We start from the raw sequence: 18791 nt of genomic DNA, 5'->3' as shown, positions 1-18791 counted from the left end.
GGCATCCTCAGCGTGCCGGGTCGCGGTAGCGGACAGGGTCCGGCCGGAAAAGGTCTTCATCGAACTTGAAGCGAAGGCGCACGAACACGCCCTGCTGGGTGTACTCGTAGCCGTTGAGATCGCGGTCGCCGGTAAAACCGCTCCAGTTGTAACCGGCCGACAGCCACAGGTTCTGGCGCAGCAGGCGCCCCACTTCCATGCCCCAGGCGTACTGGTTGGCACCGGTCTGGCCGCGGAAGGTGGCGCCGAGCACGCCGACGTCCCAGTTCTCGGTGATGTCATACACCACCCGCCCGGACAGCAGCACCGCGTGGAAGCGGCTGTCGACGCGCACGCCATCGCTGTAGGCGAACTGGTCCTGCTGCCACTTGCCGGCGACGCGACCGGTCAGCCACCACGGCCGCGACGGATGCCAGTCGGCGTGGGTGGAGACGATGTGTGCTCGCGTGCGCACGTCCTGGCTGCTGCCATCCACGGCCGCGCCATCGGACAGGGTCAGCCCGCTCTCGTCGCGCTCGAGCTTGTACTCATAGCGGGCCAGCGCGTTGATCCGGTTGCGATCGGTATCGCGGTAGGCCAGGCCGAGCTGGAAGCGATCCTGCAGCACGTCACCACGGGCGTCGTAGCGGGTGCTGAGCAGGTAGTTGCGGGCCAACAGCGTCCAGTCGCGACTGAGCTTGCGGGCCAGCATGGCCTGCAGCAGCGTGGTGTTGAACGCCTCGTTGGTCGCCGTGTCCGGCACGTCTTCGGAGATCCGGTGCTCGGCGCGGATCGCACCGCGCCACAGCGGGTTGGCGCTGTAGTCCAGCGCCAGCGCCAGGCCGGTGGTGTCGCCCGCGCTTCCGTCGATCACCTTGACGTGTTCGGCCGAGCTGCCCAGGCGCAGGCCTTCGGCGATATCCCACGTATTGCGGATGCCCGATGCGGCCTGGACGTCACGGCCACTGATCGAATCCCGCAAGCGGTACTCGCTGAAGGTCTGGGTATCGCGCAGGTAGCTGCTGTCGATGCCGAACACCAGCGCGTCGGCCTCGCGGTCGGTGGTGGTGATGCCGTAGGCGCTGGTCAGTCCGGTCTGCTTTTCATATCGCCCGTAGACGCGGCTGCGTTCGAATACCTGGTAATCCAGGCCAGCCGCCAGGCGCTTGCGGTCTTCGCCGCTGACGCTCTGCTCCACCTCGGCGCCGGCGCTGAGGCGATCGCTGATGCGATACCCCAGGCCAATGCGGGCACTGTCCGATTCCAGCTCGGTGCCTACTGGCAGATCACTGGTGATCGGGCTGCCGCTGCTGTTGCCGTTGATGACCATCAGCCCGGTGAGCGGATCGAGCGCCTGCTGGCCGTAGCCGAGTGCGCCGCCGCCGCTGCCGGTGGCAAACCCACCGGTGAGCCCGCCCGCGTCGCCGAAGGGGACGCCCGACGACCACGGCGAGGTCACGCCGATGGTCTCGCGGATGCTGCGCACGCCCAGGTCCACGGTAAGCCGCTCGCTGGCGCCGATGCGCACGCCGGCACCGCCGGCATCGCGCTTGCCGCCGTCCGGATTGCGGTCTTCGCTGCGCAGGCCTTCGGCGTAGAGTTCCAGCCGCGGACCGACCCGGTAGCCGAGCCTTGCATTGTATTCGCCACGGCCGCCGTACAACGGCGCCGCCGGATTGTTGAAGGCCGGATCGGTGCGGGCGGCGAACAGACGCGCGTCGAAGCGCGCCCCGTCATGCGCGAACTCGACCCGCCACGCATCGCCCTCGACCTCGCCGGTGACGTCCTTGAGCCCCTGCGAGGTGACCTGGTTGATGGTGTTGGTGTTGACCTCGCTGCGGGTCCGCGCGAACTCGGCCACCAGCAGCGTGCTGTCGCCGAAGCGGTAGCTGGCATTGGCGCTGCCCATGCTGAACTCGGCGTACGGGTTGCGATCATCGACCACCGCCGCGCCCACTTCCATGCGCTCGCTTAGTTTCACCTGGGCATCGGCGCCGACCACCCAGAACTTCTCGGTGTCCTGGTCCAGCTCGTAGGTGATGCGTAGCGAAACCGTGTTGAGGTCGCTGTCGAACGCCGGCAGGAACTGGTTGAGCAGGATGCGCCCGGAGAACGGCTCGAAGCTGTAGTCGACCAGCCGCGCCAGCGCGCGCACCGAGACGATGCGGGTGGGCTGGTTGCGGTCGCGCACGATCACTTCCACCCGCTCGCTGCCTTCGAGCACGGCGTTGTTGCGCAGCGCGTACGGGCCGCTGCCCTGGCTGCGGAACTCCTCGATCACCTGGCGCAGCGAGTCCTGCATCGCAAATACGTTGCTGCGCACGCGCTCGCTTTCGAAATGCCAACCCAGTCCGGTGGCGGTGCGGTTATAGGTGCCCAGGCTGCGCTGCGGCAGCACCCCGCTGCCGCCGATGCCGGTGGCCGTGGCCAGCCCGTCGCCGGTCTGGAAATCGCCGTACAGCAGGTAGCTGCGGCGGTTGTCCACGCGCACATACAGGCGCTCGGCCGAGCGCGCATCGAAGCCGCGCAGCGATGCGTCGCCGTAGACCGGATAGAACTCCTCCGGCTGGATGTCACGCAGCAGCCGGCCGCGGGTGTCCTTGTCCGAGTCGTAGGCGGCGGTGAGCAGGTACTCGCCCTTGATCCGGCCTTTGACGAAGAACGCGGTGCGCGCGGCGGCATTGGCCTTGCCGTTGTTGAACTGGCGCTCCCAGCGGCGGATATCGCGGTCGAACGCGTCGTCATGGTCCACCGCCGCGACCAGCCCGGCCGTGTTGCGGCGACGGAAGTTGACCACGCCCTCGATCAGGCCGGTGGCCAGCATCTCGCGCATTTCCGGCAGGAAGGCGATGCTGCCCTGCGCGGTCTCGGCACCGGCGGTGATCCGCAGCAGCACGTCCTGCGGGTCATGCGGGGCCAGCAGGTCGAACTCGGCCAGGCCATCAACCACCTGCAGCTGCACGCCGGGGGTGATCCTGTCGGCATCCAGCGCGCCGGGGCCCAGCTCATCGGTGCGCGAGCCCGGCAGGCGGATGCGACCGCCGCTGTTTTCGATCGTCGCGTAGGTGCTGCCGGTCAGCGCGCGACCCTGTGCATCCAGCAGCTGCACGCGCACGTGCACGGCGCTCTGGCCGTCGGCCGGCACACCGTCGCGGTCCAGCTCGACCACGATGCGGTCCAACGTGCCCGCCGCGGCAACGTCCAGCGCGCGCGGCGCGGCGTCGGTGCTGGTGGCACTGCGCGGGTACAGGCTGGAGGCCTCGCCCAGCACCGGGGTGAAGCGGCCCGGCGTGCCCACGCTCTGCGCCATGGCCGGCACGGCAGCCAGCGCACAGGCCAGCAGGCTCAGCCGCGGCAGGCGGGTCAGCGGATGCAGCCGGCTCATGGCGTGGCCTCCGCGGCGGCGCCTGCGGCAGGCGGGGAGGTTCTGGGATGCACGATCGGTCTCTGGTTGGCCGAGTCGGTCGCCTGCTGCGGCGCCCGCGCGGGTTTGCTGTCGAAGCGCAGCGGCGGCTGCCCGGTTTCGGTTTCCGGCGCGCGCACCTCGCCCTGGGTGCGGCGTGCCTTGACCTGCTCGAGCACCGGGTTGGCGCAGCTGCCCTCGATGAAATCGGCGCGGTGCAGCTCACCGTTCTTGAGGTCCAGGAACAGGCTGTCGGCATCGCCCAGGTTGCGGTTGCTGCTGGTGGTCAGGCGCGCACCCAGCGGCAGCGTGGCAGCGTCCACTTTGAGGGTGTGGCTCTGCGGCGGCAGGCCGCAGTAGCTGTACTTGCCTTCCGAATCGCTGATCACCCAGGTGCCGTCGGAGAAGTACAGGCGCACCCCCGGGATGCCCAGTTCCTCGCGGTCCTGCACGTGGTTGTTGTTGCAGTCCACGAACACCTTGCCGAGCACGCAGGTCTGGTCGGTGAACACGCCGCCGGTGACCCGCACGCGGTATTCGGCGCGGTTGGAGGGCAGCGCGCCCGGCAGCGGGGTGAGGCTGTCGGTGTTGATGCAGCCGCCGTCGAAGGCGCAGCCGAATGCCTGCGCGCGGTTGATGCCATCGCCCTGCTGTGCACCCACGCCGACCCGCACGCGGTAGGTCAACACGATCTGGCCACCGACGCTGATCGGCCCCAGGCGGAAGCCCAGCAGCGGGCCTGGCTTGCCGTTCGGGTCGACCACGGCGCGGCCATCGGCACGCGCCGTGCCGTCGATGTAGGTGAAGCCACGCGGCAGCCGGTCGACCACGTTGACGGTGCGCAGCGCGCTGCCGGCGGTCTGGCGCACGGTGATGGTGTACTGCACGGTGTCGCCGATCTCCGCGGTCTGGCGGTCGCCGCTCTTGCTGATCGCCAGCCCGGTGGCCACCGCCGTGTCCAGCGGCAGGTGGTTATGCACGATCGCAGCGGTGGCCGAGCCGCCGAACAGGCCCAGGTAGTACTGGGTAGCCGTGCCTACCGCGCCGGTAGGCGCTGCGGTGTTGGGCTGGACCACGTGGTTGGCGCCGCCGCCGCCCAGCGGCGACAGCGTGCCGTCCTGCGGCGGGATCAGGCTGGATACGAACGCATAGCCGCCCGGCGGGGTCACGCTGAGCTGGAACTCGCAGCGTGCCGGCGCAGCGGGGCCGAACGCGAACTGGTAGAAGCCCTCGCTGCCCACGGTCATCGAGATCGCGTTGCCTTCGATGCGATAGCCACCCTGGGCCGCGTTGAGCACGGCGGTGCGCGGGTCGTAACCGCTGCACAGGCCGACCGGCGACAGGGTCACGATCGAACCCGGGACCGGATCACGCGACACGGCGTCGTAGACCACGCCGGACGGATCCACCGGCAGGCTCTGCTGCGGCAGGTACTGGCCGGGTGCCAACACCACCTCGAGCACGCTGCTGGCGTTGTCGTTGACCTGGCAGGCGCTGGTACCGGCACGCGCGATGGCGCCGGCGGCGTCGCAGGTGGCCTGCACGCCGGCCACGGTCTCGCGGGTGACCGGGTGCGGCCAGACGATGTTCGAGCGCGGGTCGCGGAAGCGGATGTTCCACTTCACCCCCGGCAGCACATCGTTGAACCGATAGCTGCCGTCGGCCGCGGTGACCTGGCTGGCCACCACCTCCCCCGTGGCCGGGTCGACCAGTTCGACGATCCAGGCCGGCAGGCGCTGGTCGCCGCCATCGAGCAGCTGGTCATCGCCGCCCACGTCGTACCACACCGTGCCGCCCACCGAGGCGCTGAGCTGCACCTTGTTGGGCACGCGGCAGACGTTCTGGGTGATCGCCGGATCGCACTCGGGCAACGCGGTGACATCGCCCTCGAACGCGGCGCGCTCGGCCGGGCTGGGGCCATGCGGTGCATCTTCGCCACCGCCCTGGACCAGCACCGCGTTGTGCACGGTGCTGCCATTGGCCGCGTCGGCGCCGACCTTCACCTTGACCGTGATCGCATCGGGCAGGGTCGCACCGGCAGCGATCAGCGTGCTGCTGCGGCACACGAAGCGCTGTGCACCGACCGCGCCCTCGCACAGCCAGCCGTTGCCGGTCGGCGTGTCGAGCAGGGTCAGGCCGACCGGCAGGCGGTCATGCACTTCGTAGCCGGCCAGGGTCTGGCGTGGGCCGATGTTGCGCACCTGGATCTGGTACTCGGCGGCATGGTTGACGGTGAACACCGCCGTGGTGGCGTGCTTGCTGACCACCAGGTCCGGGGTGTCGGCCACTTCGCCGAAGTTGTTCTGCACCGACTGCATGCCCGCGCCCAGCACGACCTGGTTGATCGCCGACGGTACCGTCGTGCGGTCGGTGGCCACGCCGACCACGCTGCCCTGCACGGTGCCCGGGCTGGTGATGCCGTTGGTGGTGTAGGCCGGCTGGTCCGGTTCGGTCAGCACGTAGCTGCCCGGGCGCAGGTTGGGGAAGCTGTAATTGCCCTGCGCATCGGTGCGGGTGGTGAGGTTGACCGGCTGCCCGGCGTCATCGGTGCCGGTCAGCACGATCCGCACGTCGGCGATGCCGGTTTCGTCGGCGTCGATGCTGCCGTTGTCGTTGTTGTCGTAGTACACGCGGCCGGCGATCGAGGCGATCGGAATCTCGCCGAAGTTGTAGGCCGCGGCCGCCTCGTTGCTGCCCAGCGCGATCGCGTTGATCGCCGACGGCACGGTGTCCGGCGAGGTCGCGGTGCCGCCCTTGTCGCCGGGCACGGTGATGCCGTTGAGGGTGTTGGTCGGCTGGGTCGGTTCAGTCACCACGTAGGTGCCGGGCAGCAGGCCGACGAAGGCGTAACTGCCATCGGCGGCGGTGGTGGTGGTCAACTGCACCGGCTGGCCGTTGCGGTCGGTGCCGGTGAGCACGATCTCCACGCCCCCCAGGCCGGTTTCGGTCGGGTCGATGACGCCGTCGTTGTCCACGTCCAGCCAGACCCGCCCGGCGATCGAGCTGCCGTTGGGGTTCTCGCCGAAGTTGAAATTCTCGCCATCGGCCCCGCGGCCCAGGTCGATCCCGGCGATGCGGTCGGTGTTGGCCGCGTCCGGTCCGCCCGGACTGGCCACGCCGGTGCCCGCCACGCAGGTACCCATGGCGCAGGTCGCGCCACCGATGGTGCCGGCGTTCACGGCGCTGGGACGGTTGGTGTAGGGGCCGTTGGGCAACGGCTCGCGCGCGCTGTACAGCACGTGCGGGTCCAGGTCGTCGAAACGGTAATGGCCATTGGCGTCGGTCTGCACGGTGGCCAGCACCGCGCCGGTGCTGGCGTCCAGCAGCTCCACGCTGGCACCGACGATGGCGCTGTCGGTGCCCACCGTGCGCTGGTTGTTGAAGTCCAGGTCCACATAGACGTAGCCGGACAGGCTCGGGCGACGCACTTCGGGGAAGTTGTAGTGCACCGCCACCGCGCCGACGCTGCCGATCGTGCCACCGGGCACGGCCACGTCGGCGCCCAGCAGCACCACGTAGCGGCTGTCCGGGCTGCCGGCCTGGTAGCTGTCCGGGTTGAAGGTCGCCGCCTGCGCGCCACTGGTGGGCGGGTCGATGCGGCCATTGGCATAGCCGGTCGGCTGCACTTCCAGCACGGTGTAACCGGCCGCGTCGGACGGGGCCAGGTTGTCGAAGCGGTACTGGCCATTGGCGTCGGTGGTGACGGTCAGGTTGACCGCCTGGCCGTAGGCATCGGTGCCGCTCAGGCGGATCGACACACCGGCGATGCCGGCTTCACCGGGTTGCACGGTGCCGCCGTTGCCGGCGGCCTGGTCGCTGTCCACGAACACCTTGCCGGCCAGCGACAGGTTGACCACGTCCAGCGGCACATCGACGCTGTCGTTGGCCGGGTTCTCGTCGACCTGCTCGGTGCTGATCTGCGCATGGTTGCTGGAACTGCCACGCGGTGCGGTGCTGCCGGCCGGCAGCTGCGGCCACATGGCCGGCACCAGGATGCGGACCTGGCCGGGGTTGCCGGTGGCGAAGGTGGTGTCGCCCACTTCGCAGGTCACCACCCGGTCGAGCACGCTGCAGGTGCCGCTGCCATCGGGGGTGGACCCGGCGTAGGCCGGACCCTGCTTCTGCCAGGTGACCGGCCCGGTCACCTGCACACCGGCCGGCAGCGTATCGGTCACCACCGTGCCGGTGCCGCGCAGCTGCGCGGTGGCGCTGCGGTCACGCGAGAGGCTCTGGCCTGGGCCATTGTTGACGCCGGTGATGACGTACCAGAACGGCTGGCGCACGGTGACGCCGGCCACGCTGGCCGGCAGTGCCACGCTCGGGGCGGCCCCCGGCGATACGGTCACCATGGTCTTGCGCACGGTCATGTCCGAGCGCATGAACACGCTGGTGGTTTCGGTGGTGCTGTTGTCGGCGCGGTTGGCATCGCCGGCGGTCAGGTCGGCGCCCTGTCGGGTTTCAGCCGAGTGTGTCAGCGCGGTGTTGCTCAAGGTATCGCCGCCGCCGCCCGGGGCGCTGTCGTAGCGGTAGCGCAGGTACAGCGCGCTCTCCGCGCCGGCGGCCACGGTGCCCTCTTCATTGCTGCCGGCAAAGCCGGCGCCCGGCATCAGGCAGTCCAGCACCATCGCGCTGCTGCCGTTGCCGGTGAACGGGTTGCTGCCTTCCACCACGCTGCAGCCGGCAACGTTGAAGCTGCCACCGGCCGTCGTCGATGCACCGATGAAGGTCACCGTGCGGCCATCCGGCGGCACCAGACTGTCGCGGATGCGGGTATCGCTGGCCAGCGACGGGCCCTGGTTGCCCACCGTCACCCGGTAGGTGAGGTAGTTGTTGGCCGGCACCTGGGGGTCGAAGCCCAGCGGATCGATGCCACCGGCAAAGCCCTGGTCGTTCTTCTGCACCAGCAGGTCGACCCGGCCTTCGCCGAACGTCAGCCGCGCTTGCTTGGTGTCATCGGCCGCGGTGCTGACCAGGTTGTAGTTCCAGCTGCCGTTGGCATCGCTGCCGGTGGCGCCATCGGGGAAGCTGAAACCGGCGACGTTGTCGAACACACGCCCGGTGTTGCTGGCGTTGACGTTCGGGCGGATGCCCAGATTGACCGTGTCCACTGCGCCATTGGCCAGCGCCACGGCCGGGCAGGTCAGGGTCAGCGTGCGCGGGCTCGCGGTATCGGTATTGCGGTAGGAAATGCCGCCGGCGGTGTTGCTGGCGGTAATGCCCGTCTCCATCGCGGTGATGGTGCAGGCCTGGTTGTTGGAGGCAAGACGCGCGTTGACCAGCACGAAGCCGCTGTCGCCGGCCGGCAGGGTGAAGGTATCGGTGAAGGCGACCCGCGGAATCGCCGACGGGCCCTGGTTGCGGTACTGGATGCGATAGTCGGCGACCACGCCGGCGCGGCCGCTGTTGTCGCCGCTGGTGATCACCTTCTCGACAGTCTGCATGTTGGCCACGCGCTCCACGCGCAGCCAGTCGGTGGCGTCGTTGTCGCTCCAGTCCGATTCGCCCACCGAGCCGGTGATGCGGCCATCCACGCCGACGCCGGCGCGATTGCAATGGAAGTGGCCCGACGCCGGCACCGTGCCGGCCGCCACGCAGGCAGCGTTGGCACCGCTGGCGGTGGTCTTGCCCACGCTGTCGAAGAGGATGCCCGGGGTGTTGCCGGCCGTGCGCAGACGCAGGCGGATCACCGCAGTGGCGTTGCGTGCCAGCACCGCGTTGCCCGATTCGCAGATCAGGCTGCCGTTGTTGATGCGGCAGTTGGCCGCCGGCCAACCGGCCGGCGCGGTGATGTCCACCACGGTGCGGTTGTTGTCCAGGAAGCCCGGCAGCGGGTCGTTGACCACCACGCCGGCGGTATCGGCACCGCTGTTGCGCACGGTCAGCAGGTACTCGGCCCAGGTTTCGGTGACGCCCACCACCTTGTCGCCGCCGGCTTCGGTGCTGGCGACCTTGGTGATCGACAGGTTGGCCGCATCGTCGGTGGCGCGGATGCCGCTGCCGGCGCAGTCGTTGCTGGTGATCTTGTCCAGGTTGACGCCGCTGTCGGTGGTCGGCTCCAGCGCGGCCGGGCCACCGCCGGGTGCCGAACCGCCGGTGCAGGCATTGTTGGTCAACAGACCAGCCGCGCGCGCACGGGTGGTCATCACCAGCGTGGCAAATGCATTGCCGTTGCCGGTACCGGTAGCGACGGCCACCGGATAGGGGCCGGTGAAATCGCAGGTCACCACCTGACGCGTGCCCGGGGTGTACGCGGCCGGCACCGCCGAACAGGTGAACGGCCCGGTGGTGGCGATGAATTCCTCGCCATCGGCCAGCACGTCCACGATCTGCGCACCGGCGGTGATACGGGCCGGACCGTTGTTCCACAGGCGCAGGGTGGAGGTCATGTTGCTGGCCGAGGTGGTACCGACCGGCACCACTTCGCCGTTTTCGTTGCTGCCCAGCTTGCTCTTGGCCAGGCGCAGGTCGGCGCCATCGGCGAGCACGGTCAGCGCGGTGGTGGCGATGTTGTTATTGGTGCCGTGGGTGGCATCGTTCGGGTCAGGAGTGAGCGCCGACTGGATCTGCACGGTGGCGGTGACATTGCCGGGCGTGGCCGGGGCCGTCGCCTGGATCTGCAGGATGTCCTTGCTGCCGGCCGGCATCGCACCCGTGCGCGAACAGGAGAAGGTGGTCGGGGTCGGGCTGGTGCAGGTCCAGTTGGACGGCAGTGAACCGGTGCCGGTGAAGCTGAAGCCGGCCGGCAGCTGGCCCGTCACGCTCACGCCGCTGGAGGCTTCCGGGCCAAGGTTCTCTGCGGTAACGGTGAACACCACCGGCCCGTCGGTGGCGGCCGGAGCCGGTGAGGCGACCATTGCCACGGTCACGTCGGCACCGGTGGTCACCACGGTGTTGGCAGTGGCCACGTCGTTGTCCGGACGCGGGTCCGGGGTGCCGATGGCGGCCACGCGCGCGGAATTGGTGACCGCACCGCTGGACACGTTGGCCTTGGCGCGGAAGGTGAACGTCCGGGTCATCCCGTTGGCGAGGCTGCCGGCGTGGGTGGCCGTGGTGGTGCCGTAATTGAAGGTCCAGCCGGTGCCGCTGAAGCTGCCCGGGACCACCGCGAAGCCGGCCGGCAGCGTGTCGATCACCTGGAAGTTGGTGGACGGGCTGGGGCCGGCGTTGCGCACGGTGAGGGTGTAGGTCACCTCGCCACCGGCGATCACCGAAGCCGGGCTGCCGCTTTTGGTCAGCGCCAGGTCGGCGCCGGCGGTCAGCGTGGTGTTCTGTTCGAGGCGGTTGTTGGCCGGGTTGCTGTCACCGGCGAAGAACGGATCGGCGTTGGTCAGGCTGGCGACCGGCGTGGTCGGGGCCGGCAGGGCGGACGCGTTGCCGATCGCCGCCACCACCTTGGTGGTGCCCGGCTGCGCGTTCTGGGTATCGACCTTGAGCTGGAAACTGATGCCACCGGCGGCCTGGCCGGGGAAACTGGCGTAGCGGCAGACGATGCGGGTATCGGTCTGCGCAGTACAGGCGGCAGGCAACTGGTAGGCGCGGGTATCGGCCGGCAGATCGAAGATCGCCGCCACGCCGCTGGCGGCGGCGGTATCGCTGTTGGACAGGGTGACGTCGTACACCACGATCGCCCCGACCGGGGCCGGATCGCTGCTCGCCGTGCCCGACGCGGTACCGTCGCCGCGCAGCCAGCCGCTGGTCGAGTCCGACAGCTGCGACACGCTGAGGTTGGCCGCCCACGCGGCCGGTACCAGCAGTCCGCCCAGCAGGCATGCGCACAGCAGCTGCCAGCCACGTACGCGCCACGACGAACCCCACGACGATGCGATGCCTGCGACGGCATCCGTCCGAACCTGCTGCTTGTGCACGACTGTTCCCCTGCTGGCGACAAAGCCAGGGCCGCAGCCGCGATTGCAGACCGGCCTCCCTGGCATTCATGGCGCGCCGTCGACGACGGACGCGCGGCCTCGGCCGGTTGGCCGGAGGCGGCAGGGATTCTGGTGAGGACGGCGTGCAAAAGCAGTGCCAGCACCTCACGGTTGCTCTCACTTGCTCACACGCACCCATGCGTCGGGCTCAGGACACCTCGTCGGTCCACAGGTAGCCGGCCCCGCGCAACGCGCGCACCGGCAGGGTCAGGCCGATGCCGCCGCGCACCCGCGCACGCAGTCGATGCACCAGCACCTCAAGCCGATGTGGATCGAAGTCCCAAGGCTCATCGGTGACCGCTGCGATCAGGGCTTCGCGTTCGATCGGGCGACCCGGCTCGGCCATCAGTGCGCGCAGGAAGCCACGCTCGGCCCGGGTGATGGCCAATACCGCGCCGTTGGGCGCCCGCAGGTCCCAGCCGTCGGCCTGCATTCGCCAGCTACCGGCGGCAGGTGCGGCATGGGCGATCGGTGCCGCCGTGGGCAAGCGGCGACGCAGGCTGGTGAGTGCGGCGGCCAGCAGGTCGCCATCCAGCGGTTTGACCAGGTAGACATCGGCACCGAGCGAGAGGCCGTGCGCCATCTCATGGGTGCTGCCACGCCCGGTGAGCATCACGATGCCGATATCGGCGATCCGGCGCAGATGCCGGGCCACCGCATAGCCGTCTTCGCCGGGCAGGCCGACGTCGAGCACCACGATGTCGCAGCGGCTCACCGCCAAGGCCCGGTACAGCGCCTCGGCACTGTCCAGTCCCGTCACCTCGGCGCCACGCCAGCGCAGGTCGTCCACGCTGAGCGCCAGCAGCTCCGGATCATCCTCGACCACCCAGACCCGGAGCCCGTGCAGATCTCCCCGTGTCGCCGCCGGCGTCGTGCCGTCGTCCTCGTCCTGCATTGCCACCACGTGTGTGTCCGCTCCCCAGCGCCAGCACCCAGTGTAGGCCACGACCAGCGGTCGTGGCCTACCTGCGGCTCATTCGGCCGGAACGCCCATTTCCTTCAGCAGGTCGGGCGCCGGGTAGACCTTGGCCAGCAGCCAGCGCAGATAGCGCATGTCCACGTGCACGGCACGCTTGTAGCGCGGGTCGAACCACCAGCTGGCGCTGACCGACTCCCAGTTGCTGTCGAAGTTCAGCCCGATCAGCTCGCCCTTGGCATTGAGCACCGGCGAGCCGGAGTTGCCGCCGGTGGTGTCCAGGTTGGTCAGGAAGTTGACCGTCTGGGTCTTCAGCACCGGGTCGGCGGTGGAGCCGAAATCGCCCTTGGCGATAGCCGCCAGCAGCGGCTTGGGGGCATCGAACGGGTAGGCGTTGGTGTTCTTCTCGACGATCCCGGCCACGGTGGTGACCGGGTCGAAATGCACCGCATCGCGCGGCGACAGCGCCTCGACCTTGCCGTAGCTGATGCGCAGGGTGCGGTTGGCATCGGGGTACACCGCGCGGCCCTGCTTGGCCCGCCACGCGAACAGCGCCTGCATGTAGGCCGGGCGCAGGCGCAGCTGCTCGCCGGCGCGGGTCTTGCTCTCATCGTCCAGGCGCAACTGCGCGGCCACCAGCGGCCCGGCCAGGTCGATCAGCGGATCGCGGGCCAACGGCTTGCCGTCCCGTGCCGCGGCCAGGCGCGACAGACGCTCGGACTCATCGCCCAGGCGGGTGCCGGCGTACAGGCTGTCCAGCGCCTTGGCCAGCGTGGCCGGGGTACGGCCAAAGGCGGCGTCGTACTCGGGCACGCGCTGCGCGTCGGGCAGCTGCTGGTAGCGGGTCAGCAGGGTGGTCAGCAACGCCTTCTCCACTGCCGGCGCGTAGCGGCGCTGGACCTGCTTCAAGGTGCCTTCAATCAGCGCCAGATCGCGCTGCTGGTAGCCGCTCTCGCGCTCGGCGTCGGGCTTGGCCGACTCGATGCGCAGCCGCTCAAGCATGAGCGCCGAACGCAGCAGCTGGCTCTGCGCCGACAGCAGGTCCAGCAGCAGGTCGCGTTCGCCCACCGATGCGCCCTGCGACAACGACCCCAGCAGGGCCTGGATGTCGCCTTGGTACCTGGCATCGGTGGCCTTGAGCATCGCCGCTTCGTCGCTGTCGCGCTGGGCCTTGGCTTCGCTGCGCAGCAGGCCCTCCAGCTCGCCGGCGGCACGCTTGCGGTTGTTCTTCAGTGACTGCAGTTGCGAGGCATAACGCGTGCGCGCCTGTGCATCCTTGGCGCTGGCCGCCTCGATGGTGTCGATCATCTGCTGGAACACCGCCACCCGCCGCGGCAGCACCGCATCGATCTGCCCGGCGAATTCGGCGGCGGTGCGATGGCGGTAGGTGATGCCGGGGTAGCCGGCCAGCATCGCGTAGTCACCGGTCCTGGGCCCATCGATGGCCATCTTCAGGTGTGCCGGCGGCTGGTACGGCACGTTGTCCGGGCTGTACGGCGCCGGCTTGCCGTCCTTGCCGACATACGCGCGCAGCAGGGTGAAATCGCCGGTGTGGCGCGGCCACATGAAGTTGTCGATCTCATCGCCGTAGTTGCCGATCGCGCGCGGCGGCGCGTACACCAGCCGCACATCGCTCAGTTCCAGCTGGCGGATGCGGTAGAAATCGGTGCCGTAGTACATGTCGGCCACGCTGCAGCGCACGTTGCCCTCCTTCTCGCACTCGGCCACCAGCTGCTTGCTGGCGCGGTCGACCGCATCGAAATAGGCACGGCCGGTCTTGCCGCGCGCACCGGCCAGCACTTGATCGGTGACCTTGTCAAAGCCGGTGGTGACCAGCACGCGGAAGTCCGGGTTGGCCGCGCGCTCATCGCTGCGGCCCTGGGCGATGAAGCCGTCGTTGATCAGGTCGTGCTCGGGCGAGCTGTTGTACTGGATCACACCCATCGCGACATGGTGGTTGGTCAGCAGCAGCCCGTCGCCGGACACGAACGAGCCGGTACCGCCACCAGCCCGTACCACCGCGCTCAGCGGCGGCGCGGTGACGTTGGCCAGGTCGGCCGGGTCGCCCTTGAAGCCGGCCGCCTTGAGCGGTTTGGCCAGTTCCGGCAGCTGGGTCGGCATCCACATGCCTTCATCGGCGTGGGCGCCGGCGGCGAGGGTGAGGCCGAGGGCCAGGGCGGTGGGCAGGGCTTTACGTGGCGACATGGGCACATCCGGTACGTCAGAACAGTCGGGAACCTTAGCCTCGGGGACGCTGTGGGGCAACGCCCGATGGTCAGGGGTGCGCGACGCTCCTACAATCGCGTTTTTCTGCACAACGGACGTCCGCAGATGATCGTCGGTATCGACCTGGGCACCACCCATTCCCTCATCGGTGTCCATTCCACGGAAGGCCCCCGGCTGTTCCCCAACGCGCATGGCGAACTGCTCACCCCTTCGGTGGTCAGCCTGGCCGACGACGCGGTGCTGGTCGGGCAGCCGGCCCGCGACCGCCTGGTCAGCCACCCGCAGCACAGCGTGGCCAACTTCAAGCGCTGGATGGGCAGCGATCGCGAAGTGCGCCTCGGCAGCCGCACGTTCCGTCCCGAAGAACTGTCCGCGCTGGTGCTGCGCTCGCTGCTGGCCGATGCCGAGGCCGCGCTCGGGCACCCGGTGGAAGAGGCGGTGATCAGCGTGCCGGCCTACTTCTCCGATGCCCAGCGCAAGGCCACGCGCGCGGCCGGCGAGCTGGCCGGCATCCGCGTGGAACGGCTGATCAACGAGCCCACTGCCGCAGCGCTGGCCTACGGCCTGCAGCAGCGTGACGAGGAAGGCCGGGTGCTGGTGTTGGACCTGGGCGGCGGCACCTTCGACGTATCGATCCTGGAGCTGTTCGACGGGGTGATCGAGGTCCACGCCAGCGCCGGCGACAACTTCCTCGGCGGCGAGGATTTCCTGCAGGTGCTGGCCCAGGCCTTCCACGCCGAGAACGGTCTGGATCCGGCCAGCCTGTCCAGCGCCGAGCAGGCGCAGCTGCTGCGCCGGCTGGAGCTGTTCAAGCGCGAACTGAGCCAGCAGGGCGACGGTCGCCTGGAGATCGCGCTGGGCAGCCGGCAGCTGTCCTGGCAGCTCGACGAAGCCCGCTACGCCCAACTGTGCGAGCCGCTGCTGCAACGCATGCGTGCGCCGATCGAGCGCGCCATCCGCGACGCCCGGCTCAAGCCTGAAGCGCTGGATGACATCGTGCTGGTCGGTGGCGCGGTGCGCATGCCGATGATCAGCCGCCTGGTCACGCGCATGTTCGGCCGCCTGCCGTTGCGCCACATCCACCCCGACCAGGCCATCGCGCTGGGCGCCACGGTGGCCGCCGGCCTCAAGAGTCGCGACCAGAGCCTGCAGGAGATCGTGCTCACCGATGTGTGCCCGTACACGCTGGGCACCCAGGTCTCGCGACGTGGGCCCGATGGCAGCGAACGCAGCGGCTATTTCCACCCGATCATCCAGCGCAACAGCGTGGTGCCGGTCAGCCGCGAGGACCGCTTCTTCCCGGTCCGCGACGACCAGCGCGAAGTGGTGATCGACATCTACCAGGGCGAGAGCCCCACGGTGGACAAGAACATCAAACTGGGTGAGTTGCGGGTGCCGTTGCCGCGGCTGGGCACGGCCGCCGAAAAAGCCGTCACCACCCGCTTCACCTACGACGTCAATGGCCTGCTGCAGGTGGAAGTCACCCAGGACGCGACCGGCACCCGCCACGAGCTGATCCTGGAACAGAACCCGGGTCTGCTCTCCGCGCAGGACATCCGTGACCGCCTGCTGGCCCTGCAGGACCTGAAGATCCATCCGCGCGACCAGCAGCAGAACCTGGCAACCGTGGCGCGCGCCGAGCGCCTGTACGAGGAATACCTCGACCAGCGCGACCTGCTGCAGTCGTGGCTGGAGCAGTTCCGGCATGCGCTGGACAGCCAGGACATCAAGCGCATCGACCAGCACCGCGGTGAGCTGTCTGCGGCCATGGACGCACTGGAACGCGACGCATGAGCTGGGGCCACGCGGCCCTCGACCTGGCCGAGGACGCCGACGAGCGCGCGGTGAAACGCGCCTACGCCAAGCGTCTGCGCACCACGCGGCCGGATGACGACCCGGTGGGCTTCCAGCAGTTGCACGAGGCCTACCAGGCCGCGCTGAGCTGGGCGCAGTACCGTGCGCAGTGGCAGGATCAGGAAGACGACGAAGGCGGGCACGACCTGTCGCCGGTGCCGGTCGCCGACATCGCGCAGGGGCTGCAGCGGGACCAGGCGATGGCGAGCGCCGCCGAACCCGAGACCACGCCGGCGCCGGTCGAGGAAGTCATGGCCGCGGCTGACGCACCGGGAGCACACGACCCGGTGCTCACCCTGGACGATGGTGACACCACCTACCTTCCTGCCGCCCATGCGGATCCTTCCGCACCGGAGCGGGTACCGGTTCCGCTCCCACAGCCAGCGGCCCCGCCGGTTAATCCCGACGTCGTCGCGCGGCGGATCATCAACGAGGCCCAACAGTCCGAGCCACCCGCGTTCGAGCGCTGGCTGCAGCTGCGTCCGGAACTGTGGTCGCTGCGCGACAAGCCGCTGATCGGCGACGCCGTGCTGGCCGCGCTGCTGTCCAGGGAAGTGCCGATCCACATCGGCAATTTCGAGCTGCTCTCGCAGTGTTTCTGCTGGAACGAGGTGGGCAGCGGACTGGACCCCTACGATGCAGACGCGTGTCGGCTGCGCCTGCATCGTCTGTGGGTATTGCAGCCGCGCAACCACGCTGCGCTGGGGCGGTTCCTGCATCGCGATGGCGTACCGCTGGACCCGGAAAAAGCCCGCATCCGCCTGGATCGCCTGACGCGTCCGTGGGCGCGGTGGCAGTCGCTGTGGAGCGCCTGCTGGCCGGAACGGGTGAGCGCAATGCGTGACACCCTCGCCCGCCTGGACATCCACGATGCCAGCGACGCGCCGCCGCCGCTAAGGCGCGAGCAGGTCGCCTTCTGGCTGGCCCTTGCCGATCGCAGCACGCTGGGGTGGGTCCGCATGCAGGTCGCACTCCTGCGCAGTGCCCTGTTGGCCGTGATCGTCATGGCCGTCGTGCCGCTGCTGGGCATGCTCGTCAACCTGACCCCTACCCGTCGCAGCGGCGGCTTCATCCCGCCGTTGGGCATGGCCGAGTTCGTGCAGATCGGCTTGGTCGCCGCGGCCGCGGTGCTGGCGTTGGGTGCGGTGTTGCCGGCGCTGCGCGCCATCGCGCAGTGGCAGATTGCCGACGAGGACCCCGCCGTGCGCTGGCCGCACCTGAAGCTGTGGCTGATCCCGCTGCTGGCGATTACGGCGCTGCTGGTGATCCACGTCGCCGACGCCCGCGTTGCCGGCAGTGCGCTGGCGTGGCTGACGCTGGGCCTGTCGATCCGGCGCTGGTGGCATCGCGCCGGCTACGTCTTCCAGTTCAACGGCTGGCTGCTGCTCGGGATCTGGCCGTTCCTGAAACTGGGTGGACTGGCGCTGATGTTCGGCGAGATCGCCGTGGCCGGCGCACTGCTGGCCTGGACGGTGGATGCGATGACCAAGGTCGTGCATCGATGAGGCGCCGCGCAGCTCGCCCCGGGCCGGCGCGTCCGGGCGCCGCGCGCGCGCTGAACCAGGGCCGGCCCTGGGAGGGTCGATGATGTCGGACATGCAGAAGGATTCCGCTGCCGTCGCGCAATGGATCGTCGACGAAGGCAGCCGGGCTGAACCGGACTGCTTCGAGCGGTGGCTGCAGCAATGTCCGGAACTGCGCTCGATGCACGACACATGCACGATCGGCGTGGCGGTATGGGCGCACCTGATGACACCGTATACACCGTTCCGCGGAGAGAACTTCGAGCTGCTTGCCGACCACTTCGCCTGGTTCGACATGGACAACATCCGCGAGGCCTACGACAGGGATGCCTATCGCCGAGATTTCCATAGGCTGTGGCTGGTGCAACCCCACAACGAGGTGGCACTGACCCATTTCCTGCATCGCCAGGAGGCGCCGGTGACGCTGCCTGAAGCGCGCGCGCGCATTAGGCGGCTGACCGGCCCCTCGCGGCCATTGCGGTCGCTGTGGGATGCGCTGCTCCCCCGACGCGTAGCCGACATGCGCGACACCCTGCACATGCTTGAGCTCACTTCAGCCCTCAGTCGATTACCGCCGCTTGACCCGGCGCAGATTTCCCTGTGGCGGGCATTGACCGATCGCCGCCACGTGAACCGGCCGCGGATTCATCTGGCAATGCTGCGCGGTCTGCTGTCCGCACTGACCGTGCTGGCCGTTGCGGCGCTGGTGGCCATGGCGTTTGACCTGGACACGATGGGTCATGCTACCGGCCCAGCCGCGTTCTCGTCGCAAGTGTTCAGTAGCGGCGGATACGCGGCGGTCCGTCGATGACTCAGGGCGCATGCGCTGGGGCGTGACGTGGCTGGGCCTGGACGACAGCACGCCGATCAATGTGCAGAAGATCTGCAGCGGCATCAAGGTTATCTGCGCTGGTCCAACCGGGAAACGCACCACAGATAGCGCCGGCCGCCGGCCGGCGCCTCGA

Annotated in this window: 7 protein-coding genes; 3 read left to right on the top strand and 4 right to left on the bottom strand. The window is 69.2% G+C overall.

Annotated elements, in window-relative coordinates:
- Window positions 1-7 precede the first annotated feature (7 nt).
- The 4 genes from NR101_RS14115 to NR101_RS14100 all read right to left on the bottom strand — a co-directional run bounded on the left by NR101_RS14115 (window position 8) and on the right by NR101_RS14100 (window position 14428).
- On the bottom strand, window positions 8-3364 hold the full coding sequence (locus NR101_RS14115) for a hypothetical protein (protein ID WP_256776327.1): 3357 nt from the start codon (window positions 3362-3364) through the stop codon (window positions 8-10).
- Window positions 3361-11247 carry an SdrD B-like domain-containing protein gene (locus NR101_RS14110; RefSeq protein ID WP_256776328.1) on the bottom strand — a complete coding sequence of 2629 codons (7887 nt, stop codon included), beginning with the start codon at window positions 11245-11247 and terminating at the stop codon, window positions 3361-3363. The genes NR101_RS14115 and NR101_RS14110 overlap by 4 nt, the downstream gene beginning before the upstream one ends.
- A 208-nt stretch (window positions 11248-11455) precedes the next feature.
- A complete protein-coding gene (locus NR101_RS14105) occupies window positions 11456-12202 on the bottom strand; it encodes a response regulator transcription factor (RefSeq protein ID WP_256776329.1) in 747 nt (248 codons plus the stop codon).
- A gap of 78 nt (window positions 12203-12280) precedes the next feature.
- Entirely contained in the window at window positions 12281-14428 is a 2148-nt protein-coding gene (locus NR101_RS14100) for a S46 family peptidase (protein ID WP_256776330.1), read from the bottom strand.
- A 126-nt stretch (window positions 14429-14554) separates the two neighbouring features.
- Between NR101_RS14100 and NR101_RS14095 the strand changes: the two genes are divergently transcribed.
- From NR101_RS14095 to NR101_RS14085, 3 genes are all read left to right on the top strand, one after another.
- Complete coding sequence (locus NR101_RS14095; RefSeq protein WP_256776331.1) at window positions 14555-16243, top strand: molecular chaperone HscC; 1689 nt, start codon at window positions 14555-14557, stop codon at window positions 16241-16243.
- Window positions 16240-17808, top strand: a complete 1569-nt coding sequence (locus tag NR101_RS14090) for a hypothetical protein (protein WP_256776332.1) — start codon at window positions 16240-16242, stop codon at window positions 17806-17808. The genes NR101_RS14095 and NR101_RS14090 overlap by 4 nt, the downstream gene beginning before the upstream one ends.
- A gap of 91 nt (window positions 17809-17899) precedes the next feature.
- Window positions 17900-18637 (top strand): hypothetical protein, encoded by a 738-nt coding sequence (locus NR101_RS14085; protein WP_256776333.1) that lies wholly within the window; start codon window positions 17900-17902, stop codon window positions 18635-18637.
- Window positions 18638-18791: the final 154 nt, after the last annotated feature.

Origin of the sequence: Stenotrophomonas sp. Ste86, from assembly GCF_024519465.1 — a bacterium.
Classification (GTDB): domain Bacteria; phylum Pseudomonadota; class Gammaproteobacteria; order Xanthomonadales; family Xanthomonadaceae; genus Stenotrophomonas.
This window is presented reverse-complemented; position numbering and strand designations above follow the sequence as displayed.